Raw genomic sequence first — 26,532 nt, 5'->3', positions numbered from 1 at the left:
AAAGATAAAATTATGAAAGCAAAATATATATTATTAAGTGGGGCTTTGTTTACTTTGTTCTCTACTTCTTGCAATGATTTTTTGGAAGAAGATCCAAAAGGACAATTAACCCCGACGACCTTCTTCTCTACACAAGAAGAATTGGATATGTCAACATACGCTTTGTATCAGAAAGTATGTTTGATACAAACGAATACAAACCCGACTATTCCGTCTTGGCAGGGTGATGATTTGACAACAAATCCAGGTAGTAACAAACAGGCATATGCAGAAGTGGACGCTTTCCGTCCGACAGATGCCAATAAAGGTGTAGAAGCAGCCTGGCAAACTTCTTATACTTGTATCAAGGCGGCTAATTACATTATCTTAAATGCGGAAAGAACTCCGACAACTAAGGAGGAGATTAATATAGCTATTGGTCAGGCTAAGTTTTGGCGTGCAGTAAATTACTTCTGGTTGGTGCGTCGTTGGGGACAAGTTCCGTTGGTACTGGACAACGAAGTAAATTATGAGCGTCCATTGGCTTCAATAGAAGAGATCTACGCTCAAATTGAGCAAGATTTGGTGGATTGTGTCAATACGCTTCCAACAGATTATTCTTCTGCTCCGCGAAAAATGAACGGTGCTAATATTTATATTACAAAACAGGCCGCTCAATCAACTTTAGCTGCTGTTTATATGGCTATGGCTGGTTGGCCTTTAAAGAAAACAGAATATTATGCTAAGGCTGCTGAACAGGCCAAGGCGGTAATTGATGGCGTGAATGCAGGAACGTATGAGTATATTTTGGAACCTGAATACAAATATGTATATGCACCAAGTCATAATTACACGAATGAAACAGTTGTTGGTATCAACTTCTCTCGTGACTTTACGTGGGTTGAAGACTCTCAGATGACTTCTAGTAACCTGTTCGAATCACTTGGCGGATGGGGTGACGGTTGGGGTGAAATCAAGTTCTGGAAAGAATTCCCGGCTGGTCCGCGTAAGGATGCGACATATAATCCTAAAATCTTGCAGGGTAATAAAGCTGGTAATCCATTAGTTGACTGGTGGGATGAATCAATTCCTGAACAACACCCGATGTTTTGTATTTTCACTATAGGTGAAGATGGCGGTGATTACGATTATACACAGCCGGCCAATACAGGATGGATGACAAACGATCATCGTCATCGTCTGATCCGCTATTCCGAAGTGCTGTTGTGGTATGCTGAAGCTCAGGCTCGTGCAGAAGGAACTCCGAATACAATGGCTTACGAATGTATCAATAAGGTACGTGAACGTGCTGGATTGGAACCGTTGCAATCAGGTTTGAGTGGCGAAGCCTTTGCTAATGCAGCGTTGGCAGAACATGGTTGGGAAGTAGCTGGTTATTGGGTAGCTATGGTGACTCGCCGTGACGATCAGTTGCGTATGGAATTATTGGAACAAACGTTTAACGAGCGTAAGGCGAATGAGCCGATCGAAGTGGCTCCGGGTGTTATGCGAAAGAACCAGGTAGAGATTTCTGCTGGTACAACATGGCAAGGTGAGAAATCCATTTATTTACCTTATCCTGCTACGGATGCACAGTTGAATAGTAGTTTGAAGAGATAATTCTATTGATTAGTTTAAAGCATCAGTAACTGATTCTATTTACTGAATAGAAGTAATCAGTATAGCTCAGCAGGATTAGTCTTGCTGAGCTTTTTTTGTGTTAAATCGAAGAATACCATCTTCCGGCCTCATTTTAACCTCAAATTTCCCGGCATATTTTTATCAATTTGCGCCGGCTTTTCATCAAAACACGCCGGCTTTTTTCTCTTTTCTGCCTACCTTTTTAAATGAAATAAACGGGAATCAAAATCGATTCCTTTCGGTTTCGTTTTCGATTTTCGGGGCAAGCCAAAAGTATGAATATGATCTTGATGTTATGGCTCTTTTCTTTCAAGAGAAAAGAACGAATACGCAACAACTGGTTCCACTTCCTGAAGTCAAAGTCAGGGTTTCCCCTGTGAAAACCCCGGTTTGCACAGTGAAAAGTGCACAAAGTATAGGAAATAAAAGTATAGCAGAGAATAGTAAAGAAAATGAAAGTATAATTTAATTGAGAGAGAGTAACGCGCGTGCGCGCGAAAACGATCAATCGTTAAAAGTTGAATAGGATCAAAGGAAATGGTGTTATAGAATGAGGAAGACAAATCGGCTACATTGAATTGTCCGGATTCGGATAAAAACCGTTATCCGGTCATTTTGATTATGACCTTATGTTGTCAAACATCTGTTGGAATGCTCCCGGAAACGGGAAAATAAATTACTTTTAATAGCTTATCTTTAAATAATACATAAACACTTTAGGTCATATCCTATGAAAGCAAAGTTAGTTTTACCTTTATTGGCGGTGCTTTCTCTTCCAGCCTGGGGGCAACAGGTGGAAATGAAAGCCGTGAAAGAGAAGATTCCGACCTATCAGATCGGGAGTCCGGAAGTAGATCCTATCTTTTTTACCGGGCGTGTTTACCAGGGAGCAGAGGGTTACATTTATCCGTATCCGTTGTATGATGTGCTGACCGAGCATGTGGTCGATCAGGAATACAATGTGTTGCGCCTGGGCAATGAGTATGTGAATATCTCTGTCTTGCCGGAAATCGGCGGCCGTATTTTCTCGGCGACCGACAAAACCAATGATTATCATTTCTTCTATACGCAGACCGGTGTGAAGCCTGCCCTGATCGGTATGTTGGGCGCCTGGCTGTCGGGCGGTGTGGAATGGAATATTCCGGACCATCACCGGGCAACGACGTATCTGCCGACCAACTGGAAGATGCAGGAAAATACGGATGGCAGCAAGACGATCTGGGTGGGCGAGACGGAACTGCGCCATCGCCTGAAATGGTCGGTGGGCGTTTCGGTGTATCCGAACCGTTCGTGGGTGGAAGCCAAGATCATGGTGACAAACCCGACGCAAATGATCCAGTCGATGCTGTATTGGGCGAATGTTTCCGTACATTGTGATGAACATTATCAGGTGATTTTCCCACCCGATGTACAGTTTGGTGCTGATCATCATAAGGTCTATTTTACGAAATGGCCGATAGGCGAAGCCGTATTGGGCAGCGGCGAGCAGGTGGATCTGTCCCGTTGGGGAAACTATAAGGGCGATTCGCGCTCGATCTTTGCCTGGGGCAGCGAAATGGAGTTCCTGGCCGGGTATGATTATGCCAAGGATGCCGGAACTGTGCATGTGGCAAACCGTCATGTGGTGCCCGGAAAGAAGTTCTTCTTGTGGGGTAATAATCCGAACGGGCACATGTGGAACAAGATTCTGTCGGATAAAGACGGGCATTACCTGGAGCTGATGGTTGGTGCCTATTCAGACAACCAGCCGGATTATAGCTGGATCAATCCGGGTGAGACACGCGAATTCAGCCAGATCTGGTATCCGATCAAAGGTATCAAAGGCTGTAAGAACGCTACCATGGATGCCGCCGTTAATTTTGAGCCGGGCGAAGCCGGGAAATATCGGGTAGGTTTTTGTGCGACTACTTTGTATAAACAGGCCCGCGTAGTTGTCAAACACCAGGATCAGGTCTGTCTGGAGAAGACTATCGACATTGATCCCGATCATTATTTCCTGGATGAGGTAGCCGTTCCGGCAGGAGCGAAGGCGACGGATTTATATGCCGCTTTGTATGACGCGGAAGGCAATCTGCTGGTGGATTACCGGCCGATCGAGCTGGATGCGGATAAACCGCTGCCGAAGGTGATCGACGGAACGAAGCCGGTAGACGAATATAAGACGAACGAAGAACTGTATCTGGCCGGCCTGCGTGTGGACCAGTTCAATAATGCCCGTCTGGATTACATGGACTTCTATAACGAAGCCCTGCGCCGTGACTCGATGGATGCCCGGGTGAATATCGAAGTCGGGAAACATTACGTGCGTCAGGCACGGTGGGCAGAGGCCGAGAAACACCTGCTGCGGGCTCAGGCACGTCTGTCACATGATTATACCCGTGTGAAAGATGCGGAAGCCTTGTATTATTTAGGCTATCTGTATCAGCTGACGGGAGACAAGCACCAGGCAGAAAACAATTACTGGGCTGCCACCTGGACACCTGATTATAAGCATCCGGCTTTCTATGGACTGGCTATTCTGGCTTTGCAGCAACAGGATTATCCGAAGGCGCTGGATATGATTACCCAGTCGCTGTATGTCGGTCAGCGTGATATTCAGGCTCAAAACCTGAAAGCCTTTATCTTGCGTAAGTTAGGACGAACGGAAGAGGCGAAAGCCGTATTGGCTTATGTGCGTGGCATCGATCCGCTGGATTATGGCAGCCTGATAGAAGAGAGCTTCCTGACAAAGGGTGATGCCTCGGCACTGGCTTCGCGCCTGAAAGGACAGACGGAAGGACTGGTGGCAATTCAGGAAATGCTGGAAGTGGCCAATAATTACTTGCAGATCGGAGCAACGGATGAGGCCGGCAAGCTGCTGGCAAAAGCCATCGAGTTGGGCGAGCCGTTCGCTTCTTCGCCGATGGTGCATTATTATCAGGCCTTTGTTGCTTTGCAGACCGGTGATCAGCCAGCTGTGACATCAGCATTGACACAGGCAGATGCTTGCTCGCCGTTGCACAATTATCCGTTGCGTCTGGAAGAAGTGAATCTGTTTGAAGCTCTTTTGGAGGCGCAGCCTGATAATGCCCTGTTGCATTATGCCTACGGTAACTTGCTGTATTATATCGGACAGAAAGACAAAGGACTGGCTGAATGGCAACGCTCAACCGAACTGAAACCGGACTTTGCCGTTTCATGGCGGAACGTCGGTTTTGCCTATGGTCAGTTGGGCGACTGGGAAAAGTCGATGGCAGCTTATGACCGGGCTATCGAGATCAATCCGGATGATGCTCTGTTGTTTACAGAATCCGACAAGATTTATGAATCGGCCAATGCGGCTCTGGATGTCCGTCTGAAACGTCTGGAACGTCACCTGAAGACGGTGATGAAACATGACGACGCGGTGATGCGTCTGCTGTCGTTGTACAACGTCATGGGTAAGTACGATAAAGCCATTCAGATCATGGATAAACGTCATTTCCATTTGTGGGAAGGTGGCGGACAGATTCACGATATTTATGTGGATTCACATCTGTTGAAAGGCTTGTCGCTTCTGGCTAAGAAGAATTATCAGAAAGCCATTGGCGAGTTTGACTTGGCTAATCAGTATCCGGCCAATCTGGAAGTGGCTCCTTCGCATCGCGGAGGCTATGAAGTGAAGGCATATTACCTGACAGGCGTGGCCTATGAAGGCTTGAACGAGAAAGCAAAGGCTCAGGAATTCTTTGAGAAAGCGGCTTCGGCCAAATATCCGGGTGGCTTGTCGGATCTGGTTTACTACCGGGTGAAAGCCTTGGAGAAATTAGGAAAGACAGAAGAAGCCCAGTCGGCTTTGCAGGCGATGGAAAAATACCTGGAGCAGACACGCCAGCGCACCTTGGATTCGTATGCCAAGTTTGGTGAAGCGACTCAGAATATCCGGCAAAGCCAAATCGACTATTATGCCGGTCTGATCCAGTTGCTGAAGCAAGACAAGCAGGCCGCTCAGGCATCCTTTGCCAAAGCGCTGGAAGCATATCCCGGAAATATCTGGGCAAAGCAGATGAAAACAAGGTAACAAGGGAACAAGTTGACGAGTTGACAAGGATTATTAGTTGACGAGTTGGTAAGGGAACAAGTTGACAAGAATATAGAAAACGAGTTAACTAGGATTCAAATGAATCAGAAAACAAAAGGACAAGTTGACGAGGAGTTTATATTTTATCTAATCTATCTAAAACCTTGTCAACTTGTTAACTTGTCCCTTTAATAAGCCTTGTCAACTTGTCAACTCGTTAACTTGTCCCCTCAAAAAACCTCGTCACCTTGTCAACTCATTAACTTGTTCCCTCAATAGGCCTTGTCACCTTGTCAACTCGTTAACTTGTCCCTTCAATAAGCCTTGTCAACTAAAATACACCTCGTCCCCTAACAACCTACTCATCTTCCAACACCTGATCCACATATTCGCCCCAGTTGGTATCAATCTGCAGGTCGAACAAACCATCCACGATGCTGGGCGTATAAAGCGTCCCGGTATAACGCGTGATGCGGTTGCGGTATAACGGCACTTGCGTGATGGTTCGCTGGCGTTGCACTTCGCCCAAACCCGTTTGTGAGGTCAGTATCATTTCATTGAGGAAAGCTGATGCAGCTTCGGGAGCGGCTTCCGGCACAAACGAATAGAAGAAATGCTTCACCCGTGTATCGGGCAGCTTGTCGTCTGCCTCGAAAGCGACGGTCAGCGAGAAGGCAGCGGTTTCGGCCGGAGTCGTTCCGTCCAGCAGGCTGATCTGGTGATAACGGCCCGACGTTTCGATGAGGAACTGATCCACTTGTTCCGGCACCACATCGGTCGGCACCAGTTCGATGCCCGCTACGGCGCGCGTCAGCTCAACGCTGAACGACTGGTCAGTCTGTGTGGCATCCACTTCGATCTCCTGAAATCCCCAGAACGTGTCTTGGATCTCCGGGAATGTCATCAGGCTTCCGGTTTCCGTAAAGGTCGCTTCCGCCACGCCATGCGCCAGGAAACATACCTTATATATACCTGCCGTCAGCTCGTCCTGCACCTGCAGGTTTCCGCCTTGTCCGCCCACTTCATAACGCCGGTGCTCGATCAACTCTTCCGTGTCATTATCATAAACCGCATATTCGATATACGATAACGCAGAAACCGGCTGAGTCGGTGTTGTCTCTTCTTCACCCGACGTTTCACCCGATGTGTCACCCGCGGCAGCAGGCTCGCCGGGTATTTCGTCGGGCATATTGCGGGTTTGTCGGAAAGGTGTAATGTCTTGCCGGAGATCCAACGTAAAGCGGACGTTGACCGACGTTTCTTCAGCTGATTCATAAACAACGGATTCTTCACTACAGCCGGCGCAGAAGAGAAGGCCGGCCCACCAAAGGACTACAAACTTTTTCATAGTAGGTCTTTTTAATGTTGATAAATGATACTTGTTACTTCTGTCTCCCGAAAGAGACGAACCAAAGATACTGGGAATAATCGAGAAATAAAAGAACAGGCATCATTTATTTTTCAGGCTTGCAAAACTTGGGTGAAATGGTTAGCTTTGTGACAAGATCAAATAAAAACGGATGAAATGATGAAAATCAGACAATTTATCTTCGGTGTGGTGGCGAGTGCCTTTTTCGGTGTGGCTGCCTGGGCGCAGACGCCTGTGCTGAAGTTTCACAGTGACAGTAAGAAATTCAAGATCGTCCAGTTCACGGACTTACACCTGAAGTGGCAGGACGAACGGTCGGAAGTGGCCTATGAACGTATCAACCAGGTATTGGATGAAGAGAAACCCGATTTGGTGATCTTCACCGGAGATATTATTTACAGCCAGCCGGCCAAAGACAACCTGCGGCGGGTGCTGAAAACCGTGTCGGACCGGAAGATCCCGTTCTCGATCGTCTTCGGGAACCACGATCATGAGCAGGGTGTGCCGCATAAAGAACTGCTGGAAGTGGCCCAAAGCCTGCCTTGTAACCTGACGGCTGATGAGGTGCCTGAGATATCGGGCGATGGCAACTATGCCCTTGCGGTCCGCTCGTCGGACGACAAGAAAGACGCGGCTGTCTTGTATTGTTTCGATTCGAATGCCTATTCGTCGATCCAAGGTATTGAAGGATATGATTACATCAAGTTCGACCAGATTGCCTGGTACCGCGACCGCAGTCGGGCTTTCACGGCAGCCAATGGTGGAACACCGCTGCTTTCGCTGGCGTTCTTCCATATTCCGCTGCCCGAATATCATCTGGCAGTAGCCGACGAGAATGCTCATTTTTATGGCATCCGTAAGGAAAAGGCTTGTGCGCCGGCCCTGAATTCCGGTCTGTTTACTGCCATGAAGGAACAGGGCGATGTGAAAGGCGTGTTCGTCGGTCATGATCACGACAACGACTACGCCGTGTGTTGGCAAGGCATTCTGCTGGCTTACGGCCGTTTCACCGGTGGTCCGACCGAATACAATCATTTGCCCAACGGGGCACGTATCATCGAACTGACCGAAGGCTCCGGCAAATATGCTACCTGGATTCGTACCAAATATGGAGTAGAGCAATACACCGTCTTCCCAGACAGTTATATCGGTGGTTAAGAAGCCGGCGTGTTTTGACGCATTTATAGGCCTGAATTTTCAGGCTTTATGGCAGGGCGTTAAAACTCTTTGCCGACAGGCACTTTGGCTTACTGGTTTGGGGAAATAAGAAATCGGATACACTAAAACAATCTTTTGGTCGTTAAATTTACAGTGACGGAGAGTAGAATAGATTTGTTGACATCGCCGTGTTGACGAATTGCCTTGCCTCTTTGTTGATAGAAAAAAGATAATGAAGAATGAATAGCCTGTACGATTCCCGGCAATTGCTGAAATATCTGTTTATCGTGGCAGCCGTGGTGATAGCCATCGCTTCCGTTTTTGTATCCGACCTGCTGATCAAAGACCTGGCACGCGAAGAACGCCAGAAGATTGAAGTCTGGGCCGAAGCCACGCGTGTGCTAACCAGCGAAGACCCGAGTCTGAACATGAACCTGATCCTGCAGATCATCCAGGGTAACACCGCCATTCCGGTGATGCTGTGCAATGACCGTGACAGTGTGATGAACTACAAGAACATTGAATTGCCCGAGAAGAATGTCGATGAATTTCTGCGGAAGAAAGTGCAGGAACTGAAAAAGAAGAAAGATCCGATCGTGATTGATATGGAAGACGGCACCTATCAATACCTATATTATGATGATTCGATCATCCTGAAGCGGCTGTTGGTTTATCCCTATGCCCAGCTGACAGTGATGGCCGTTTTTATCCTGACTGCTTTCCTGGCCCTGGCCAGTACCAAGAAAGCCGAACAGAACAAAGTATGGGTGGGTTTGTCGAAAGAAACAGCCCATCAGTTGGGAACACCCATTTCGTCGCTCATCGCCTGGCTTGAGTATCTGAAGCTGAAAGACGTCGATCCGTCGCTGTTGGCCGAGATGGAGAAAGATGTCAAGCGGTTGGAGATGATAGCCGAGCGCTTTTCGAAGATCGGTTCTACGCCCGAACCCGTCCCGGTGAATATCTGCGAGTCGGTCCGTTCGGCCCTCGATTATATGGAAACCCGTATATCGTCGAAGGTGAAAATAACCGTCGAGGCCCCGGATAAGCCGGTGATGGTCCTGATGAACCAGGCTTTGTTCGCCTGGGTGATTGAGAACCTGTGCAAGAATGCTGTCGATGCCATGGAAGGGCAGGGCAGCATCACCTTTCATATCGAAGAAAAAGGCAGCAAAGTACGGATTGATGTGACGGATACGGGCAAAGGCATCTTGAAGTCGAAGTTCAAGACCGTTTTCAATCCGGGTTACACGACGAAGAAGCGCGGCTGGGGCTTGGGACTGTCGTTGGTAAAACGGATCATTGAGTCGTATCATGGTGGAAAAATCTATGTAAAAAGCTCGGAAATTGGCAAAGGGACGACATTTCGTATCGAATTGAAGCAGATAATGCGTTAAAATCCGTGAATAATGCGTCAAAAATGCATTAAGCGAAAAAATATCTACATACATATTGCTTTTCTGTTAATAATTTTCGTACCTTTGCAAGGTTTTTACATAAGTAGGCTTTGGGAAAATTTGGATTATATCATATTGATTTAAAAAATCTCACTCCAGGAGTACATGAATATGACTACTTATTGGAGAACAAATTCTTTGCAGACATTGAAGGAGATTTGGTGCAAAAGGGTAAGGTTCAGGTACATCTGACATTACGCAAATCGGCACTTATGTCTGAATTGAATTTCCATTTGGAGGGAAATGCGGTGGTTCCGTGTGATCGTTGCTTGGACGATATGGATCAGCCGGTGAGTACAGACGCCCGCCTGATTGTGAAGTTCGGCAAGGAATATGCGGAAGAAAGTGACGAGGTGCTGGTTATTCCGGAAGATGACGGAACGATTAACCTGGCGTGGTTCTTATATGAGTTCGTCGCTTTGGCCGTCCCGATGAAGCATGTGCATGCTCCGGGAAAATGCAATAAAGAGATGTCTTCTAAACTGAGAAAGCACCGGGCAGTCCGGGCCGACGAAGAAGATGATTTTTCGGACAACGGTTTTTATGAAGACGATTCAGACGTTGATCAGCCCACTGATCCGCGTTGGGATGCTCTGAAAGACTTGATAGAGAATAATAACAATTAAAATTAATAATAAAATGGCACATCCTAAAAGAAGACAAGGTAAGACAAGAACAGCCAAGAGAAGAACTCATGACAAGGCTGTTGCTCCGACAATGGCTATCTGCCCGAACTGTGGAGCTTGGCACGTTTATCACACTGTATGTGGCGAATGTGGCTATTACAGAGGTAAGTTAGCAATCGTTAAAGAAGCTGCAGTTTAATTATTCAGAAGATTAATTTGACTAAGCGGAAGAAATAGCCCTAAAAATCAAATTTTTAGGGCTATTTTTAATTTATCAATCATTTATCAGTTCTTGATGTAATGGAAAAGATTAATGCAGTAATAACGGGAATCGGAGGCTATGTTCCCGAAGATGTTCTGACGAACGAAGATCTATGTAAAATGGTCGATACCACAGATGAGTGGATCATGTCACGTGTGGGTATCAAGGAACGTAGAATCTTGAGAGGTGAAGGTCGTGGTACGTCTTATATGGCAATCAGAGCCGTAAAGCAATTGTTTGAAAAGACACAAGTCAATCCGGAAGACATTGAAGTAGTCTTGTTTGCTTCTACAACACCCGACTACCATTTCCCGATGACTGCTTCTATCATCGCCTATCAGACGGGCTGTAAGAACGCCATGACTTTTGATATGCAGGGTGCCTGCGCTGGTTTCTTGTATGCTTTGGAAACGGGTTCGAACTATATTCGTACCGGACGTTATCATAAAGTACTGGTAGTGGCCGGTGATAAGATGACAGCTATTACCGATTATCAGGACCGTACAACTTGTCCGTTGTTCGGCGACGGCTGCGGTGCTGTCTTGCTTGAACCGACTACGGAAGAAATTGGAGTAATGGATGTGATCCTTCGTACGGATGGCATCGGTTTCCCTCACCTGTTCATGAAGGCAGGTGGTTCGGCTTATCCTCCTACACACGAAACGATTGATCGTCGTGAGCATTATGTCTATCAGGACGGAAGAACCGTATTCAAATATGCGGTGACTTCTATGGCTGATGTAGCTGCCGAAATTGCTGAACGGAACCATCTGACACAAGACGATATTGCGTGGATCGTACCGCATCAGGCAAATCTGCGTATCATTGATGCGACAGCCAAACGATTGGGTGTACCTCTGGAAAAAGTAATGATCAACATTCAGAAATATGGGAATACCAGTGCCGGCACAATTCCTTTGTGTCTGTGGGAATGGGAAGACAAGCTGAAGAAAGGTGATAACCTGATTCTGGCTGCTTTCGGAGCAGGATTTACATGGGGATCTATTTACCTGAAATGGGGATATGATGGAAAAAAAGCATAAATCGGGGTTTGTCAACATCGTCGGTAATCCGAATGTCGGAAAATCAACCTTGATGAACCGGCTGGTGGGCGAGCGTATTTCGATTATCACATCGAAGGCGCAGACGACCCGTCACCGGATCATGGGTATTGTGAATACCGAAGATATGCAGATTGTCTATTCAGACACGCCCGGCGTCTTGCGGCCTAACTATAAGCTGCAGGAGTCTATGCTTAACTTTTCAGAGTCTGCCCTCGATGATGCGGATGTATTGTTGTATGTGACAGACGTCATTGAAACCATCGATAAGAATGAAGAATTCCTGCAGCAGGTGCAGAAGGAAAAGTGTCCGATCTTGTTGCTGATCAACAAGATCGACCTGACCGACCAAGCGAAGCTGGAAGCGCTGGTGCAGGAATGGAAATCCATTCTTCCGCAGGCTGAGATTATTCCGATCTCGGCTCTGTCGAACTTCAACATCGATTATGTCAAACAGCGGGTGGCCGAGCTGATGCCCGAATCACCGCCTTATTTTGAGAAAGATGCGCTGACCGACAAGCCGGCCCGTTTCTTTGTGACGGAGATTATCCGCGAGAAGATTCTGCTGTATTATCAGAAGGAAATACCGTATGCGGTCGAAGTGGTTGTCGAGCTGTTCAAGGAAGATGATGAGATGATTCATATCAAGGCCTTGATTATCTGTGAACGGGATTCGCAGAAGGGTATTATTATCGGACATAAAGGACAGGCCTTGAAGAAAGTAGGCGCAATGGCCCGCAAGGATATCGAACGCTTCTTCGAGAAGAAGGTCTTTCTGGAGATGTTTGTCAAAGTAGAAAAAGACTGGCGAAACCGCGACAATATGCTTCGTGCTTTCGGGTATCGCCTGGAATAAGTGGATAAAGTGGGTGAGGATGTAAAGAACCACACACTTGAAAAAGGAAAAACTCATAAGCTAAAAACTCATAAACTAAGAAATGGGAAATCTTGTAGCAATTGTTGGTAGGCCCAACGTAGGTAAGTCCACGTTGTTCAATCGTCTGACGCAGACACGGCAGGCGATCGTGAATGAGGCGGCGGGGACGACACGCGACCGCCAGTATGGCAAGGTCGAATGGTTGACAAAAGAGTTTTCGCTGGTCGATACCGGTGGATGGGTTGTCAACTCGGAAGATGTTTTTGAGGAAGAAATCAATAAGCAGGTGAAAATCGCCATCGAAGAAGCTGATGTCATCCTGTTTGTGGTAGATGTTATGAATGGTCTGACTGATTTGGACCAGGAAGTAGCCAATATTCTGCGCCGCTGCCGTAAGCCGGTGCTGGTAGTGGCCAATAAAGCCGATAATTTTGAAGCCCACATGAATTCGGCTGAATTTTATGCATTGGGACTGGGCGATCCGATCTGTATTTCAGCGATCAATGGTTCTTGTACCGGTGATTTGCTGGATAAGATCCTGGAAGTGATGCCCGAAGACAAACCGATGGCATTGGAAGAAGAATTGCCGCGTATTGCAGTCGTTGGTCGTCCGAATGCCGGAAAGTCGTCGTTGGTGAATGCCTTTATCGGCGAAGAACGGAATATTGTGACGGATATTGCCGGAACTACACGCGATTCAATCTATACAAAGTATAACAAGTTCGGTTTGAACTTCTACCTGGTGGATACAGCCGGTATCCGTAAGAAAGGAAAAGTGACCGAAGACTTGGAATATTATTCTGTGATCCGTTCGATCCGGGCGATCGAGAATTCGGATGTCTGCATTCTGATGCTGGATGCCACTCGAGGTATTGAAAGTCAGGATCTGAATATCTTCTCGCTGATACAGAAGAATAAGAAAGGTCTGGTGGTTTGTGTGAACAAGTGGGATTTGATCGAGGATAAAAGTCAGAAGGTCATCAACTCTTACACAACAGCCATTCGTGAACGTCTGGCACCATTTACAGATTTCCCGATTATCTTCATCTCGGCGATGACGAAGCAGCGTATCTTCAAGGTGCTCGAAACAGCCAAGCAGGTGTATGAAAATCGGCATCGTCGTGTATCGACAGCGAAGTTGAACGAAACCATGCTGCCGATCATTGAGAATTATCCGCCACCAGCTTGGAAAGGTAAGTATATTAAGATTAAATATGTGACGCAGTTGCCGGCAGGAAGCATTCCTTCGTTTGTTTTCTTCTGCAATTTGCCACAATGGGTGAAAGATCCGTATAAACGATTCCTGGAAAACAAGATTCGCGATAACTGGGATTTCACCGGTACTCCGATCAATATCTTTATTCGTGAGAAATAAATGAGAACTTATTCCCGCATGAATCACCGGATTTCGGTTTTTCATGCGGTTTTTTTATGTCTACACCTTATTTCACTCCTTTTTATTGTACTTAAAATCTTAACTGTATCGATTTAGTGTTAATTCTTCAATTATTATAACAAACAGGAAAGTAATTCTTCTTATTTGTGTCAAAATATAACTACTGCTAAAGTTATTCAAGATAATTGCTATATTTTTATTGTCTAATCATTTTGCTTATTATATTTGCAGAAAAGTAATCAATATGATATTAAATATTGAGTTTTACTTTCTAATATATCATTGTATTCTTGATATTGATATATTTTAGATATAGAATTCAATGGAAGGACAGTATGGATATGTATTAATAGTAAGTTAATAGGCATATGAAAAAGATTGAAGCAATTATCCGCCGGACGAAATTTGAGGAAGTAAAAGATGCTTTACTGGAAGCGGATATAGAATGGTTTTCTTATTATAATGTACGTGGCATAGGAAAGACGCGTGAAGGCCGCATTTATCGAGGTGTTATTTATGACACCAGTTCGATCGAACGTATTTTGATTTCTATTGTTGTCAGAGACAAGAACGTCGAGAAGACAGTTCAGGCCATTCTTAAGTCAGCTCAGACCGGTGAAATTGGCGATGGACGGATTTTTATTATTCCGGTAGAAGATTCCATCCGCATCCGAACCGGAGAACGGGGCGATATTGCTTTATATAATGCAGAGCAAGAGAAATAGGATCGTTTGTATAGGGAGTTAGATGAATAAACCTGATTATTAACCGAATGAAAACTGAAGAGTAAGATGAAAATAGGGAATGTGTATAGGATGCCTCGTTGGGCAAAATGGATTGTTGGGTTATTGTTTTTACCCATTGTATTACAGGCTCAGGAAGTGGATATGTTGTCGGATACCGTATCTGAATTAAGTACAGGCTTGAATACGGTGTGGATGTTGCTGGCTGCGATGCTTGTATTTTTTATGCAGCCGGGCTTTGCTTTGGTAGAAGCCGGATTTACCCGTACCAAGAACACGGCCAATATTCTGATGAAGAATTTAGTTGATTTTATGTTTGGCTCGCTGTTGTACTGGTTTATCGGGTTTGGTCTGATGTTTGGACTGGGTTCTTTCGTCGGACAGCCGCATTTCTTTAATCTGGAAATGATGGATGCCGTGATTGACAATGGCCTTCCTATTGAGGGATTTCTGATTTTCCAGACGGTGTTTTGTGCTACTTCGGCAACGATTGTTTCCGGAGCGATGGCCGAGAGAACCAAATTCTCGATGTACTTGTTGTACACCATCTTCATCAGTGTGCTTATTTATCCGGTTTCAGGTCACTGGACATGGGGCGGAGGCTGGCTGATGAATGGAGAAGAAGGTTCATTTATGATGAATCTTTTTGGAACACCGTTCCATGATTTCGCCGGTTCGGCTGTGGTTCATTCCGTAGGTGGATGGATCGCCTTAGTGGGAGCAGCCATTTTAGGACCGCGTTTGGGGAAATATGGTAAAGACGGAAAATCGAAGGCGATTCCGGGCCACAGTCTGACGTTAGCTTGTCTGGGTGTGTTTATCTTATGGTTTGGCTGGTTTGGATTCAATCCGGGTTCGCAGTTGGCTGCATCGACGGGAACGGACCAGGCTGCTATCTCGCATGTGTTTCTGACGACGAATTTATCGGCGTGTGCCGGTGGCTTTTTGGCTTTGGTTGTCAGTTGGTTTAAATTCGGGAAGCCGTCGTTGTCACTGACACTGAATGGTGTGCTGGCCGGACTGGTTGGTGTGACAGCCGGTTGTGACTTGGTTTCTCCGGCAGGAGCCGTACTAATCGGCGCCATTTGCGGAACGGTGATGATCTATGCTGTCGAATTCATTGATCATACCTTGAAAATAGATGATCCGGTGGGTGCTTCGTCGGTACATGGTGTATGTGGTTCGTTGGGAACGATCCTGACAGGTTTTCTGTCGGTCGACGGCGGTTTGCTGTATGGCGGCGGATTCGGATTTTTAGGTGCTCAGGTATTTGGAGCATTGGTTATCGGCCTTTGGGCTGCAGGAATGGGATTTGTCATCTTTAAAGTTATGGACGTCGTGTTCGGTTTGCGTGTTACCAAACGAGTGGAGGAAGAAGGACTCGACGTATATGAACATGGAGAGTCAGCTTATAACAGCTGAGGTTTTTGTGGGTGTTAGTTTAAATAATTGAGGGCACAGCCATTTGGGTGGCTGATGTGCCCTCTCTTTTTTTCTGCCGGCCTGTTTCTACTGATCGGTTATCCGGTGATAATGGCAGACCAGCAGTTTCTTTTCTTCATCGTGCAGGTGCATGCCATTGCCTTCGCAGTAACGGAACATCTTGCAGTCGGCGCATATTCCCTGTTTGGCCCAACTGCGGTCGCGATAGGCTTCGAAGCGATTGTTCCAGACGTCCATGAAGTGATCCTGATAAATGTTCCCTTGATGGAAGTTCGAACGGATACTGGGACAACCGGAAATGGAACCGTCTATCAATACCGAAGCTACACTGATGCCGGCGTGACATTCATAGAATCCGTCGCGTACCTCGCCTTCATAATTCCCTAAGAAACCTTCACAGCCGTAGCTGGCTCGTATCACACCTTCCTGACGACACTGACGGATGAAGTCGAGTACGGAGACAAACTGCCGGTTGTCTAACTGCAGTTCCGGCATCGTGGCGGCTCGTCCGACTGGAAAGATGGTGAATATCCGCCAGCGTTTCACACCGAGACTGACCAGGAAGTCTTTAAACTGCGGCAGGTATGAAATATTCTGCCGGTTCACGCACGTGACGACATCCCAGATGATCTCTTTTTCTTCTGCCAGCATCCGGATGGCTTGTACCGCTTTCTCAAAACTATGTGGATGACGGCGCAGCCAGTTGTGCTCTTTCTCGAATCCATCTAGACTGATTGTCGCGGCATGCAGACCGGAAGCCAGCAGGCTGTCCAGCCGTTTCCGGTCCAGATAAAGTCCGTTGGAAACGATTCCCCAGGGAAAGCCCCGGCGATACAGTTCGATTCCACAACTTTCAATGTCTTTTCTCACCAAGGCTTCTCCTCCGGTGAAGATGACTAATACTTCATGCGGATTCACATGCGGAGTGATTTCATCGACGACGCGCAGAAAGTCGGCTACCGGCATGTCGGTAAAAGTCGAGGAAACGCGGCAATCGCTTCCACAGTGTCGGCAAGCCACATTGCAACGCAGCGTGCATTCCCAGAAAAGTGTCTTCAGTTCATGCAGCTTGACCCGGTTCTGATGAATCTTCCGGAAGATTTCCAGGCCAAGCCGTTTGCGTAAGTCAATCTGCTGTTTCATGTTTCTCCTTTTCTTTCAGGCTGATTGTAATTTTCTTCTCTACTTCACCCGCGTACCAATTGCCATCTCCGCCCCGAAAATCTTTTTCCGTGAGATGAATTTCCTGAACAGTGGGTAAATAGCTTCCGTTTTTATCGCCATCCACATCTTCTGCGGCAATTTTCAGATCAGTAAGTGGAACATAACTGAAGTTCATCTCGAAAGAACCATCCGTTTCTGTCTTGGTTACAGCGCAGGTGTCATTCTCGCCGAAGATACTTGTCAGCTGAATATTCGGAATGCCTTCCTGATTGGCTGTTTCCACACGACCTTTGATTTGGAAAGTCGCATGCGGTGTGCCATATTCTACGACTTCGGTTGAGCAACCGAAGCCGAGTAACATCAGAAGAAAACATCCTATTCCGCTGAGAAAACGGAGCCGTTTAGTAAGGATACGCTTCATAACTGTACGATATATTTTGTTCTATACTTCCTTTTCCTTTCAATAAGCCCGAACCTTCGGTTAAAGGAACACCGTCGAAACGGATCACAACCGAGTCTTCCGGAATATTTTTGCTCCAGCCGGTTTCAGCCGAAGTCACCGGAGAGGTATAAACGACAAGCGAATCGCCTTCGCCCGGTGCCTTTTCATAGGTAAACGAATACTCACCGTTCCAGTTAGAGATATCGAAGAATTCCTTCGGTTCCTGTCCGTTTGCTTTTTGGGCCGACAGGAAAACTAATGGCATACCCCGGTTGATGGAGTTGGTGATTCGTCCGTAAATCCGGTATTGCAGGTACGGCTCGCTATGCGACTCCTGATAATCGCGCAGGCGAATCGTCTCTTCTGCAGACAGTCTTCCCATAAACCATCCGTCGGATCCTACGGCACTCTCCGGATCAAACACGGTAACGCCCGTCGTATCCTGATAGATCCGGCAAGTATCTACAATCTTCCATTGGATAGTCTGGAAATCCCTGGGTTCGACACGCTTGTTTTCCCAGATAAATTCTCCGTTGGCATCCGTTTTAACCGTGTCGCCAATCAGATAATTGTACGGGAAAGTCCCGTCGCTAATAACAACCGGCATATCCGCTACCGCATTCTCTTGCGAATCGACAACATGGCCTTTCAGCGAATAAGCTGCGGTCGGTACGCCATATTCACAGACAATCGGTTCATTTCCGTTTTCATCCAGGCAAGAAAAGCCCAGCCAGGCAAGGAGCGTGGCTAAGACGCCATTACAGGTTTTCCAAAGTTTTCGTTTCCATTGTTCCATCGTATAACAAATTTAAGAGGTTTTTTATTCCCTAAATGTCTTTCCCCACTAAATACTGCATCCACAAGAATAATTTTTCTGTCCGATGGATCAAAGTTTCCATATCCACTATTCAAAAATATAAAGCCGCCCGGAAATTCTTTAGTTCACGGCGCGGTTTACTTAGTTCACGCCGTGGATTAAGTAGTTCACGACGTGGATTACTTAGTTCACGCCGTGAACTAAAGAATTGGATACAGGAACAACATGTTTGGTTCACCTACTTTTGACTTTTCTCTGCTTGGGTTTGATAAATAATCACTACATTTGTAATTAGCAGTTTCATGTAAACTTATGAGATATGAAATACCCAATCGGAATACAAAGTTTTGATCAGCTTATTGAAGATGGTTATGTCTATGTTGATAAGACAGACTTGGTCTATTCTCTTGTCAAAGAGGGTAAAATATACTTCTTGAGTCGTCCGCGCCGTTTTGGTAAAAGCTTGTTGGTATCCACGTTGAAGAACTATTTTCTAGGGAAGAAAGAGCTTTTTAAAGGCTTGAAGATGGAGACTTTGGAAAAAGACTGGCTTGTATATCCGGTATTTCATATAGATTTTAATGGCGGAAATTTTACCAATCCGGGAGAATTGAATCTTTGGATAAAGGCTTATATTGATTCTTGGGAGCGAGACTTGGAATTTGAAACGGATAAAGATCTTCCTATTGGATTGCGCTTTATGGAAATACTCAAGTATGCGCATACAGCTACAGGCCGGCGTGCTGTTGTCTTGGTTGACGAGTATGATAAGCCTATACTGGATGTGCTGGATGTAAACAAAGACTTGGAAGAAGAACATCGGAATATCCTGAAAGGTTTCTATTCAGTTTTTAAAGGCGCAGATGAACATCTTCAGTTTGTGTTCCTTACCGGTGTAACGAAGTTTTCTCAGGTAAGTGTTTTCAGCGGATTTAATCAGCCTAATGATATAAGTATGCATTGTAAGTATGAAGCTCTTTGTGGCATTTCACAAGAAGAGCTTGATGCGATTTTCAGAAAGCCTGTCGAAAGTATGTCTGAAGTGTATAAATGTTCGTATGAGGAGATGAGAGCTATGCTTAAGTCTCATTATGATGGTTATCATTTCAGCGATTCGATGACAGACATATATAATCCGTTCAGTCTGCTGAATGCCTTTGATGCTCAACGGATCAGTGATTATTGGTTTAAGAGTGGTACTCCAACCTATCTTATCCGTTTGCTCTCGCATACAGATGAGAACATGAGTGATATTACTGGTAAATATTATGCTCCGGAAGAGTTTATTGATTATAAGGCCAACGTGGAACAGCCTCTTCCCATGATTTACCAGAGTGGCTATCTGACTATTAAGGAATTTGATATCAGACGGAATATGTTCTTACTTGATTATCCTAATAATGAGGTGAAGAAAGGCTTTCTTTCTTTAATAGCGTCCAATTATTTTAAGACCAGAGAAAGTATTTATTCGTGGGTTAATAATGCGGCTTATCTGTTAGAAGAAGGGAAACTGGATGAATTTCGTGTAGGTCTAGCATCTTTCCTTGCCAGTATTCCGTACACTATGCGGAGAAAAGAAAACGAAAGGGAAAAAGAACGCTATTTCCATTATACGTTTTATCTGATCATGCGTCTGCTGAGTGTTTATACGGTTTATACAGAAAAAGAACAAAGTCATGGACGGGTAGATTGCATTGTGGAAACGCCCAAGTTTGTTTATGTTTTTGAATTCAAATTGGACGGTCGTGTTGAGGACGCAATACAACAAATTGAAAAAAAAGGATATACAAAAGAATATGAAGCTGATCCTCGGAAGCTTTATAAGGTCGGGGTTGTTTTTTCATCTGAGACCGGAACGATAGCCGATTGGAAAAGTGAGCTAGTTCTTAAATCGTTAAATAACACAAAATAGGTCGCTATCTCGCAAAATATTCGTTCTTTTGCAGAAAATTTGGGAAAAAAGCGCCTGTATGAGCGTTCCCGATACGAAGAACGTGAATAATATTGCTACGGATGGCTGATAATAAGAAAGTTAGTGCTGTTTCATTCTTTCATTCCCGCTTTACTTCAATTATAAGTATTGCGCTGGTTCTTTTCCTGATGGGTTTGATTATCCTGATGGGATTGTTGGGAAACAAACTATCGGTATATGTGAAAGAAAATATGTCGTTTTCGATTGTCCTGAAGGATAATGTAGGCGACCTGGATGTGAAGCGGATGCAGAAGAATCTGGAGTCTCTTCCTTATATTAAATCCACTGAATATATTTCTAAAGAACAAGCGGCCCGCGAACTGGAGGATGAATTGGGCGAGAATCCGGAGAATTTCTTAGGCTTTAACCCGTTGCAGGCTTCAATCGAAGTGAAACTGCATTCTGAATACGCCAATCCGGACAGCCTGAAACTCATTGAGAACAAGATTAAAAACTACACATCCGTCTCCGAACTGCTGTATCGGAAAGACATGATGGAGCTGGTGCAGCATAATATGAAGCGTGTTGGTCTGGTGCTGCTGGGACTGGCGGCAATCCTGATGATTATTTCGTTTGTGCTGATCAGCAATACCATCCGTTTGCTAATTTATTCCAAACGATTCTTGATTCATACGATGCGTCTGGTAGGTGCAACGGCCGGTTTTATCCGAAGGCCATTTATCTGGTACAATGTGGTGAGCGGGATCATTGCGGCTGTTTTGGCTATCTGTATGCTGACGGCTGCCTTGTATTATTTGCAGGCAGAACTGACGGGCTTTATACAAATATTGGATATTCCTACGTTATTAATTGTATATACCGCAGTCTTGTTGCTGGGCATCCTGTTGTCGGTGCTGGCAACGATTGTATCGGTCAACAAATATCTGCGGATGAGTTTTGACAAATTATATTATATTTAAGAGTAAAGAAACTATGGCGAAAAGAGATTTTGCTTTTGGAAAAGAGAATTTTATCCTGATTGCGGGAGCCGTTGTACTGATTATCATCGGTTTTATACTGATGAGCGGTGGAGGTTCGGGTGATGATACGTTTAATCCGGCTATATTCGACGCTCGTCGGATTGTGGTAGCTCCTATTGTGACCGTGATTGGTTTCATAGCCGTAGTATATGGTATCCTGAAGAAGAGTAACGATAAGACGACGACTGAAGAATGAATGGATTGGAAGCCTTGATCCTGGGTTTGTTGCAGGGTCTGACAGAATATTTGCCGGTAAGTAGTAGTGGCCATTTGGCAATCGGTTCTGCCTTGTTTGGCATTAAAGGAGAAGAAAGTCTATCGTTTACGATTCTGGTACATATCGCAACCGTATTAAGTACCCTCGTCGTTTTATGGAAGGAAATCGCCTGGATATTTAAAGGCTTGTTCCGCTTTGAGATGAACGACGAAACACGCTATGTCCTGAATATCGTGGTTTCCATGATTCCGGTAGGTATTGTGGGCGTTTTCTTCAAGGATACGGTAGAAGATATATTTGGTTCCGGTTTGCTGGTTGTCGGCTGTATGTTGTTGCTGACGGCTTTGCTGCTGGCATTTTCCTATTATGCAAAACCGCGGCAAAAGGAAAAGATCTCTTTGCGCGATGCTTTCATTATCGGATTGGCGCAGGCTTGTGCCGTGATGCCGGGACTTTCTCGTTCGGGCAGTACGATTGCAACCGGACTGCTGTTGGGAAATAAAAAGGAACATTTGGCCCAATTCTCCTTTCTGATGGTGATTCCTCCAATTTTAGGCGAAGCCTTGCTGGATCTGCTGAAGATGATGCATGGAGAAAGTCTGGGCGGTGATATTCCTGCCAGTTCGTTGGCCATCGGTTTTGTGGCAGCTTTCGTTTCCGGTTGCCTGGCTTGTAAGTGGATGATTAATATTGTAAAGAAAGGAAAGCTGATCTACTTTGCCATTTACTGTGCGATAGCCGGTGCGGTGACGATATTTTTGAGTTTGTAAGTTCTTGAGTTTTTAAGTTTATAAGTTTTGACAGGCAGAAGAGGTGCGTGACGGTCCTGTTCTGCTCTGGAGAATAAAAGATAATAGATGGATTTTATTGCTGGAGAAGTTTTGTTCTTCAACAAGCCGCTGACTTGGACGTCGTTCGATTTGGTGAACAAGTTCCGCTATAAGTTGTCGAGGAAGTTGAAGGTAAAGAAAATAAAAGTTGGTCATGCCGGAACATTAGACCCCTTGGCGACGGGTGTGATGATTGTGTGTACGGGAAAAGCCACCAAGCGGATTGATGAATTTCAGTTTCAGACGAAAGAATACGTGGCAACGCTGAAGTTGGGTGAAACAACGCCTTCGTTTGATCTGGAAAAGGAAGTTGATGCCGTGTATCCGACTGAACATATTACACGGGAACTGGTGGAATACGTCTTGAAGCAGTTTGTGGGAACCATTGAGCAAGTTCCACCCGTTTTTTCGGCTTGTAAGATAGAAGGAAAAAGAGCGTATGAATTAGCCCGTAATGGGGAAGAAGTACCTTTGAAAGCCAAAACATTGGTGATTGATGAGATAGAACTGTTGTCGTGTGAGCTGCCGGTAATTAAAATCCGGGTCGTATGCAGCAAGGGAACTTATATCCGGGCTTTGGCACGCGATATTGGAATAGCCTTGCATTCGGGAGCGCATTTGATCGCATTGGAAAGAACCCGTGTGGGCGATGTAACATTAGATCAGTGCATGAATCCGGAAGATATAGATGCCTTTCTGGACCGTGAGGTCCCGGCTGAGGAAGTAAAATGATAAGTAAAACGATATAAATAGATATATAAAGTATGAAGCTCTCTAAATTCAAATTTAATTTGCCGACGGAACAAATCGCTTTATATCCGTCGAAAAACAGAGATGAGTCCCGATTAATGGTTGTTAACCGCAAGACAGGAACGATTGAACATCGGATCTTTAAAGAGATTCTGGATTATTTTGGACCAAAAGATGTATTCATTTTTAATAATACCCGTGTATTTCCTGCCCGTCTGTACGGTAACAAAGAGAAAACAGGGGCTCGCATCGAAGTGTTTTTGCTTCGTGAATTGAATGAAGAGTTGCGTTTGTGGGATGTGCTGGTTGATCCGGCCCGGAAGATTCGTATCGGAAACAAGCTTTATTTCGGAGAAGATGATTCTATGGTGGCTGAGGTGATTGATAATACCACTTCGCGTGGTCGTACGCTGCGTTTCTTGTACGACGGCAATCACGATGACTTTAAGAAAGTATTGTATAGCTTGGGTGAAACGCCGCTGCCAAAATACATCGACCGTCCGGTTGAGCCGGATGATGAAGAGCGGTATCAGAATATTTTTGCTACCGAAGAAGGCGCTGTTGTGGCACCGGCTGCCGGTCTGCACTTCAGCCGTGAATTGATGAAGCGTCTGGAGATCAAGGATTGCCGTTTTGCCTTCCTGACACTGCACTGCGGATTGGGTAACTTCCGGGAAATTGATGTGGAAGACCTGACGAAACACAAGATGGATTCAGAACAGATGTTTGTCAATGCCGATGTTGTTGAAACAGTGAATGCCGCTAAAGATTCAAACAACCAGATCTGTGCCGTTGGTACTTCTGTTATGCGGGCTATCGAAACGGCTGTCAGTACCGACGGACATTTGAAAGAGTTTGAAGGATGGACCAATAAGTTCATTTTCCCACCGTATGATTTCAGTGTGGCAACCAGCATGGTAACCAATTTCCACATGCCGTTGTCAACATTGTTGATGATGACTGCCTCGTTTGGAGGTTATGAATTGATTATGGATGCATACGATGTGGCTTTGAAAGAAGGCTACAAGTTCGGTGCCTATGGCGATGCCATGTTAATCCTGTAAAGAAAAGTATGGCATCAGTTTACCTGGGATTAGGTACGAACATCGGTAACAAGCGGAAAAATATGGTGACAGCCGCCGCGCTGTTGGCTGAAAGGGCAGGAGATGTCCTGTCCCTTTCTTCTTTTTATGAAACCGAGCCGTGGGGTTTTGATTCAGAGAATACCTTTCTGAATGCCGCATTGGAATTGGAAACCAGCTGTTCGCCGATGGAGCTGCTTCACCTGACTCAGCAGATTGAGCGGGAAATGGGGCGGACGCAGAAAAGTGACGGTTCGTACCATGACCGGATTATTGATATTGATATATTGCTGTATGGCAATGAAATCATACATACGGAAGAGCTGGTTGTACCGCATCCGCTGATGCAGCAGCGTTTGTTTGTGATGCAGCCGTTGGCAGAGATTGCTCCTTCACTGGTTCATCCGGTCCTGCAGAAAAGTATGTATGAGTTGTATATGGAGTTATTGACCGAACAGGATTCATAAGATAAAGAACTTACAAATTCAATATATATGAACGATATAGAACGAATCATAACCGGTGGCGGTATGGTCTTCAAGAAGAAAGCCGAAGAACCGAAAGGAAACCGGAAACCGAAGATGTCGGACTTCCTTCGCGGCACGCATGGCTCTGGAGCCGCCAAAATGAGAGCCGGCTTTAAGCTGAAGAAAGCCTTGCGTAACACGCAAAAGAAAAAATAAAGGGAAATTAACGCAAGATAGTGTATAGATATTTCATATAAATACTATCTTTGCGCCTTGAATTGACGTGGATAGATTTGTGCGCTTGCAACCACAGGAAAAAATGCTAAAAACAATCTTTCTTTTTTTGTGCCGTTAGGCAAACATGTTTCTTTCCCCAATCAATTCATTACTAATTTATTTTATATTAATTATCTAAGTAATGAGTTATTTATTTACCTCCGAATCGGTGTCAGAAGGACACCCCGATAAAGTAGCCGATCAGATATCGGATGCTTTGCTGGATGAGTTTTTGGCGTACGACAAAAACTCGAAAGTAGCTTGCGAAACCCTTGTTACAACCGGGCAGGTTGTCTTGGCTGGAGAAGTTAAATCAAATGCGTATGTTGATGTGCAGGAAGTGGCCCGCCACGTGATTGAAAAGATTGGTTATACGAAAAGTGAATACCAGTTTGAAGCCAAATCATGCGGTGTTTTCTCTTCTATTCATGAGCAGAGTGGAGATATCAACCGAGGCGTAGAACGTGAGAATCCGTATGATCAGGGAGCGGGCGACCAAGGTATGATGTTTGGTTATGCCACCAATGAAACAGCTAATTATATGCCGTTGGCTTTGGATTTGGCACATAGTCTGTTGCTGGAATTGGCGAATATTCGTAAAAATGAACCGCGCCTGATGCCGTATCTGCGTCCGGATGCCAAGAGTCAGGTAACCATTGAATATGATGATAACGGCCGTCCGTTGCGGATTGATACCATCGTTATCTCTACACAGCACGATGAATTCATTGGTCCGAAGGGGATTTCTCAAGAAGAAGCCGACAAGGCCATGCAGGATAAGATCAAGGCTGACGTTAAGAATATACTGGTGCCTCGCGTAAAGGCACAATATCCGCCTCATGTACAGGCTTTGTTCGACGATCAGATTATTTATCATGTAAATCCGACAGGTAAGTTCGTCATCGGTGGTCCTCATGGTGATACCGGATTGACGGGCCGAAAGATTATTGTGGATACTTACGGTGGAAAAGGCGCTCACGGTGGTGGAGCTTTCTCCGGAAAAGATCCTTCGAAAGTAGACCGTTCAGCGGCTTATGCTGCCCGTCATATTGCCAAGAATCTGGTGGCAGCCGGAGTGGCTGATGAAGTGCTGGTACAGGTTTCCTATGCGATTGGTGTGGCTGAACCGGTGAATATCTTTGTAAATACCTATGGCCGTTCGCATGTAAATATGACGGATGGAGAGATTGCAGCCAAGGTATGGGAAATCTTTGATATGCGTCCGAAAGCTATTGAAGAACGTCTGAAATTACGGAATCCGATTTATTTCGAGACGGCTTCTTATGGTCACATGGGACGTACACCGCAGGTTGTAAAGAAAGTGTTTAATTCCAGATATATTCCGGAACCGGTTGTCTGCGAAGTAGAGCTGTTTACCTGGGAAAAGCTGGATTATGTAGATAAAGTAAAAGAAGCTTTTGGCTTGAAGTAAATATCCGTTTATCGGAAGTAGTCTTTCAAGAGGGATGTTTTCGGGGTTTCAA

At 45.4% G+C, this 26,532-nt stretch carries 25 protein-coding genes; 21 read left to right on the top strand and 4 right to left on the bottom strand.

What is annotated here, in order from left to right; genetic code table 11:
• Nucleotides 1–12: 12 nt before the first annotated feature.
• From NEE14_RS09690 to NEE14_RS09680, 3 genes are all read left to right on the top strand, one after another.
• Nucleotides 13–1,599, top strand: a complete 1,587-nt coding sequence (locus NEE14_RS09690) for a RagB/SusD family nutrient uptake outer membrane protein (protein WP_251968206.1) — start codon at nucleotides 13–15, stop codon at nucleotides 1,597–1,599.
• A gap of 97 nt (nucleotides 1,600–1,696) precedes the next feature.
• Nucleotides 1,697–2,089: a hypothetical protein gene (locus NEE14_RS09685; RefSeq protein WP_251968207.1), complete on the top strand. Its 393-nt coding sequence runs from the start codon at nucleotides 1,697–1,699 to the stop codon at nucleotides 2,087–2,089.
• A 261-nt stretch (nucleotides 2,090–2,350) separates the two neighbouring features.
• Nucleotides 2,351–5,659 carry a DUF5107 domain-containing protein gene (locus tag NEE14_RS09680; RefSeq protein ID WP_251968208.1) on the top strand — a complete coding sequence of 1,103 codons (3,309 nt, stop codon included), beginning with the start codon at nucleotides 2,351–2,353 and terminating at the stop codon, nucleotides 5,657–5,659.
• 358 nt (nucleotides 5,660–6,017) lie between these two features.
• Here the strand turns inward: NEE14_RS09680 and NEE14_RS09675 are convergent, their stop codons facing one another.
• Nucleotides 6,018–7,007 carry a hypothetical protein gene (locus tag NEE14_RS09675; RefSeq protein ID WP_251968209.1) on the bottom strand — a complete coding sequence of 330 codons (990 nt, stop codon included), beginning with the start codon at nucleotides 7,005–7,007 and terminating at the stop codon, nucleotides 6,018–6,020.
• A 180-nt stretch (nucleotides 7,008–7,187) separates the two neighbouring features.
• On the opposite strand from NEE14_RS09675, the gene NEE14_RS09670 reads away from it, so the two are divergent.
• The 9 genes from NEE14_RS09670 (at nucleotide 7,188) to NEE14_RS09630 (ending at nucleotide 16,030) form a co-directional block, all read left to right on the top strand.
• On the top strand, nucleotides 7,188–8,186 hold the full coding sequence (locus NEE14_RS09670) for a metallophosphoesterase family protein (RefSeq protein ID WP_251968241.1): 999 nt from the start codon (nucleotides 7,188–7,190) through the stop codon (nucleotides 8,184–8,186).
• Between the two features lie 239 nt (nucleotides 8,187–8,425).
• Nucleotides 8,426–9,583 carry a sensor histidine kinase gene (locus NEE14_RS09665; RefSeq protein WP_251968210.1) on the top strand — a complete coding sequence of 386 codons (1,158 nt, stop codon included), beginning with the start codon at nucleotides 8,426–8,428 and terminating at the stop codon, nucleotides 9,581–9,583.
• A 110-nt stretch (nucleotides 9,584–9,693) separates the two neighbouring features.
• A complete protein-coding gene (locus tag NEE14_RS09660) occupies nucleotides 9,694–10,269 on the top strand; it encodes a YceD family protein (protein WP_251968211.1) in 576 nt (191 codons plus the stop codon).
• Between the two features lie 13 nt (nucleotides 10,270–10,282).
• Complete coding sequence (rpmF, locus tag NEE14_RS09655) at nucleotides 10,283–10,468, top strand: 50S ribosomal protein L32 (RefSeq protein WP_251968212.1); 186 nt, start codon at nucleotides 10,283–10,285, stop codon at nucleotides 10,466–10,468.
• Nucleotides 10,469–10,569: 101 nt separating this feature from the next.
• Nucleotides 10,570–11,574 carry a beta-ketoacyl-ACP synthase III gene (locus NEE14_RS09650; protein WP_251968213.1) on the top strand — a complete coding sequence of 335 codons (1,005 nt, stop codon included), beginning with the start codon at nucleotides 10,570–10,572 and terminating at the stop codon, nucleotides 11,572–11,574.
• Nucleotides 11,558–12,448 (top strand): GTPase Era, encoded by an 891-nt coding sequence (gene era, locus NEE14_RS09645; RefSeq protein WP_251968214.1) that lies wholly within the window; start codon nucleotides 11,558–11,560, stop codon nucleotides 12,446–12,448. The genes NEE14_RS09650 and era overlap by 17 nt, the downstream gene beginning before the upstream one ends.
• Nucleotides 12,449–12,530: 82 nt before the next feature.
• Nucleotides 12,531–13,844, top strand: a complete 1,314-nt coding sequence (gene der, locus NEE14_RS09640) for a ribosome biogenesis GTPase Der (RefSeq protein ID WP_251968215.1) — start codon at nucleotides 12,531–12,533, stop codon at nucleotides 13,842–13,844.
• Between the two features lie 389 nt (nucleotides 13,845–14,233).
• Entirely contained in the window at nucleotides 14,234–14,590 is a 357-nt protein-coding gene (locus tag NEE14_RS09635) for a P-II family nitrogen regulator (protein ID WP_251968216.1), read from the top strand.
• 162 nt (nucleotides 14,591–14,752) lie between these two features.
• Nucleotides 14,753–16,030, top strand: coding sequence for an ammonium transporter (locus NEE14_RS09630; RefSeq protein ID WP_422394702.1), 1,278 nt, complete (start codon nucleotides 14,753–14,755; stop codon nucleotides 16,028–16,030).
• An 87-nt stretch (nucleotides 16,031–16,117) separates the two neighbouring features.
• Here the strand turns inward: NEE14_RS09630 and NEE14_RS09625 are convergent, their stop codons facing one another.
• The 3 genes from NEE14_RS09625 to NEE14_RS09615 are packed head-to-tail and all read right to left on the bottom strand — an operon-like array spanning nucleotide 16,118 to nucleotide 18,453.
• Nucleotides 16,118–17,194 carry a TIGR04133 family radical SAM/SPASM protein gene (locus NEE14_RS09625; RefSeq protein ID WP_251968217.1) on the bottom strand — a complete coding sequence of 359 codons (1,077 nt, stop codon included), beginning with the start codon at nucleotides 17,192–17,194 and terminating at the stop codon, nucleotides 16,118–16,120.
• Complete coding sequence (locus NEE14_RS09620) at nucleotides 17,178–17,636, bottom strand: radical SAM-associated putative lipoprotein (protein WP_251968218.1); 459 nt, start codon at nucleotides 17,634–17,636, stop codon at nucleotides 17,178–17,180. The genes NEE14_RS09625 and NEE14_RS09620 overlap by 17 nt, the downstream gene beginning before the upstream one ends.
• The gene (locus tag NEE14_RS09615; protein WP_251968219.1) at nucleotides 17,617–18,453 is read right to left on the bottom strand and encodes a radical SAM-associated putative lipoprotein; all 837 of its coding nucleotides are present in this window, start codon (nucleotides 18,451–18,453) and stop codon (nucleotides 17,617–17,619) included. The genes NEE14_RS09620 and NEE14_RS09615 overlap by 20 nt, the downstream gene beginning before the upstream one ends.
• Before the next feature lie 340 nt (nucleotides 18,454–18,793).
• Between NEE14_RS09615 and NEE14_RS09610 the strand changes: the two genes are divergently transcribed.
• The 9 genes from NEE14_RS09610 to metK all read left to right on the top strand — a co-directional run bounded on the left by NEE14_RS09610 (nucleotide 18,794) and on the right by metK (nucleotide 26,480).
• Nucleotides 18,794–20,386 carry an ATP-binding protein gene (locus NEE14_RS09610; protein WP_251968220.1) on the top strand — a complete coding sequence of 531 codons (1,593 nt, stop codon included), beginning with the start codon at nucleotides 18,794–18,796 and terminating at the stop codon, nucleotides 20,384–20,386.
• A gap of 101 nt (nucleotides 20,387–20,487) precedes the next feature.
• The gene (locus NEE14_RS09605; RefSeq protein ID WP_251968221.1) at nucleotides 20,488–21,366 is read left to right on the top strand and encodes a cell division protein FtsX; all 879 of its coding nucleotides are present in this window, start codon (nucleotides 20,488–20,490) and stop codon (nucleotides 21,364–21,366) included.
• A gap of 13 nt (nucleotides 21,367–21,379) precedes the next feature.
• Nucleotides 21,380–21,622, top strand: coding sequence for a DUF3098 domain-containing protein (locus NEE14_RS09600; protein WP_251968222.1), 243 nt, complete (start codon nucleotides 21,380–21,382; stop codon nucleotides 21,620–21,622).
• Nucleotides 21,619–22,413: an undecaprenyl-diphosphate phosphatase gene (locus NEE14_RS09595; protein WP_251968223.1), complete on the top strand. Its 795-nt coding sequence runs from the start codon at nucleotides 21,619–21,621 to the stop codon at nucleotides 22,411–22,413. Before NEE14_RS09600 ends, NEE14_RS09595 begins: the two co-directional genes overlap by 4 nt.
• Before the next feature lie 87 nt (nucleotides 22,414–22,500).
• The gene (gene truB, locus NEE14_RS09590; protein WP_251968224.1) at nucleotides 22,501–23,205 is read left to right on the top strand and encodes a tRNA pseudouridine(55) synthase TruB; all 705 of its coding nucleotides are present in this window, start codon (nucleotides 22,501–22,503) and stop codon (nucleotides 23,203–23,205) included.
• A gap of 32 nt (nucleotides 23,206–23,237) precedes the next feature.
• A complete protein-coding gene (gene queA / locus NEE14_RS09585; protein ID WP_251968225.1) occupies nucleotides 23,238–24,287 on the top strand; it encodes a tRNA preQ1(34) S-adenosylmethionine ribosyltransferase-isomerase QueA in 1,050 nt (349 codons plus the stop codon).
• A gap of 8 nt (nucleotides 24,288–24,295) precedes the next feature.
• The gene (gene folK / locus NEE14_RS09580) at nucleotides 24,296–24,772 is read left to right on the top strand and encodes a 2-amino-4-hydroxy-6-hydroxymethyldihydropteridine diphosphokinase (protein WP_251968226.1); all 477 of its coding nucleotides are present in this window, start codon (nucleotides 24,296–24,298) and stop codon (nucleotides 24,770–24,772) included.
• Between the two features lie 27 nt (nucleotides 24,773–24,799).
• Nucleotides 24,800–24,988, top strand: coding sequence for a hypothetical protein (locus tag NEE14_RS09575; protein ID WP_251968227.1), 189 nt, complete (start codon nucleotides 24,800–24,802; stop codon nucleotides 24,986–24,988).
• Nucleotides 24,989–25,190: 202 nt separating this feature from the next.
• On the top strand, nucleotides 25,191–26,480 hold the full coding sequence (gene metK / locus NEE14_RS09570) for a methionine adenosyltransferase (RefSeq protein ID WP_251968228.1): 1,290 nt from the start codon (nucleotides 25,191–25,193) through the stop codon (nucleotides 26,478–26,480).
• The last annotated feature ends 52 nt before the right edge of the window (nucleotides 26,481–26,532 follow it).

Source organism: Parabacteroides sp. AD58, from assembly GCF_023744375.2.
Lineage (GTDB): Bacteria > Bacteroidota > Bacteroidia > Bacteroidales > Tannerellaceae > Parabacteroides > Parabacteroides absconsus.
The sequence above is the reverse complement of the archived record's forward strand: the minus strand, read 5'-3'. Positions and strand labels throughout refer to the sequence as shown.

Excerpts from the sequence above, each read along its gene's own strand:
- NEE14_RS09680 (WP_251968208.1), top strand. The coding sequence starts at position 2,351 with ATGAAAGCAAAGTTAGTTTTACCTTTATTGGCGGTGCTTTCTCTTCCA.
- NEE14_RS09665 (WP_251968210.1), top strand. The coding sequence starts at position 8,426 with ATGAATAGCCTGTACGATTCCCGGCAATTGCTGAAATATCTGTTTATC.
- NEE14_RS09600 (WP_251968222.1), top strand. The coding sequence starts at position 21,380 with ATGGCGAAAAGAGATTTTGCTTTTGGAAAAGAGAATTTTATCCTGATT.
- NEE14_RS09690 (WP_251968206.1), top strand. The coding sequence starts at position 13 with ATGAAAGCAAAATATATATTATTAAGTGGGGCTTTGTTTACTTTGTTC.
- NEE14_RS09630 (WP_422394702.1), top strand. The coding sequence starts at position 14,753 with ATGTTGTCGGATACCGTATCTGAATTAAGTACAGGCTTGAATACGGTG.
- NEE14_RS09605 (WP_251968221.1), top strand. The coding sequence starts at position 20,488 with ATGGCTGATAATAAGAAAGTTAGTGCTGTTTCATTCTTTCATTCCCGC.
- metK (WP_251968228.1), top strand. The coding sequence starts at position 25,191 with ATGAGTTATTTATTTACCTCCGAATCGGTGTCAGAAGGACACCCCGAT.
- truB (WP_251968224.1), top strand. The coding sequence starts at position 22,501 with ATGGATTTTATTGCTGGAGAAGTTTTGTTCTTCAACAAGCCGCTGACT.
- NEE14_RS09575 (WP_251968227.1), top strand. The coding sequence starts at position 24,800 with ATGAACGATATAGAACGAATCATAACCGGTGGCGGTATGGTCTTCAAG.
- folK (WP_251968226.1), top strand. The coding sequence starts at position 24,296 with ATGGCATCAGTTTACCTGGGATTAGGTACGAACATCGGTAACAAGCGG.
- rpmF (WP_251968212.1), top strand. The coding sequence starts at position 10,283 with ATGGCACATCCTAAAAGAAGACAAGGTAAGACAAGAACAGCCAAGAGA.
- NEE14_RS09670 (WP_251968241.1), top strand. The coding sequence starts at position 7,188 with ATGAAAATCAGACAATTTATCTTCGGTGTGGTGGCGAGTGCCTTTTTC.
- queA (WP_251968225.1), top strand. The coding sequence starts at position 23,238 with ATGAAGCTCTCTAAATTCAAATTTAATTTGCCGACGGAACAAATCGCT.
- NEE14_RS09595 (WP_251968223.1), top strand. The coding sequence starts at position 21,619 with ATGAATGGATTGGAAGCCTTGATCCTGGGTTTGTTGCAGGGTCTGACA.
- der (WP_251968215.1), top strand. The coding sequence starts at position 12,531 with ATGGGAAATCTTGTAGCAATTGTTGGTAGGCCCAACGTAGGTAAGTCC.
- NEE14_RS09620 (WP_251968218.1), bottom strand. The coding sequence starts at position 17,636 with ATGAAGCGTATCCTTACTAAACGGCTCCGTTTTCTCAGCGGAATAGGA.
- NEE14_RS09635 (WP_251968216.1), top strand. The coding sequence starts at position 14,234 with ATGAAAAAGATTGAAGCAATTATCCGCCGGACGAAATTTGAGGAAGTA.
- NEE14_RS09615 (WP_251968219.1), bottom strand. The coding sequence starts at position 18,453 with ATGGAACAATGGAAACGAAAACTTTGGAAAACCTGTAATGGCGTCTTA.
- NEE14_RS09610 (WP_251968220.1), top strand. The coding sequence starts at position 18,794 with ATGAAATACCCAATCGGAATACAAAGTTTTGATCAGCTTATTGAAGAT.
- NEE14_RS09675 (WP_251968209.1), bottom strand. The coding sequence starts at position 7,007 with ATGAAAAAGTTTGTAGTCCTTTGGTGGGCCGGCCTTCTCTTCTGCGCC.
- NEE14_RS09650 (WP_251968213.1), top strand. The coding sequence starts at position 10,570 with ATGGAAAAGATTAATGCAGTAATAACGGGAATCGGAGGCTATGTTCCC.
- era (WP_251968214.1), top strand. The coding sequence starts at position 11,558 with ATGGAAAAAAAGCATAAATCGGGGTTTGTCAACATCGTCGGTAATCCG.
- NEE14_RS09625 (WP_251968217.1), bottom strand. The coding sequence starts at position 17,194 with ATGAAACAGCAGATTGACTTACGCAAACGGCTTGGCCTGGAAATCTTC.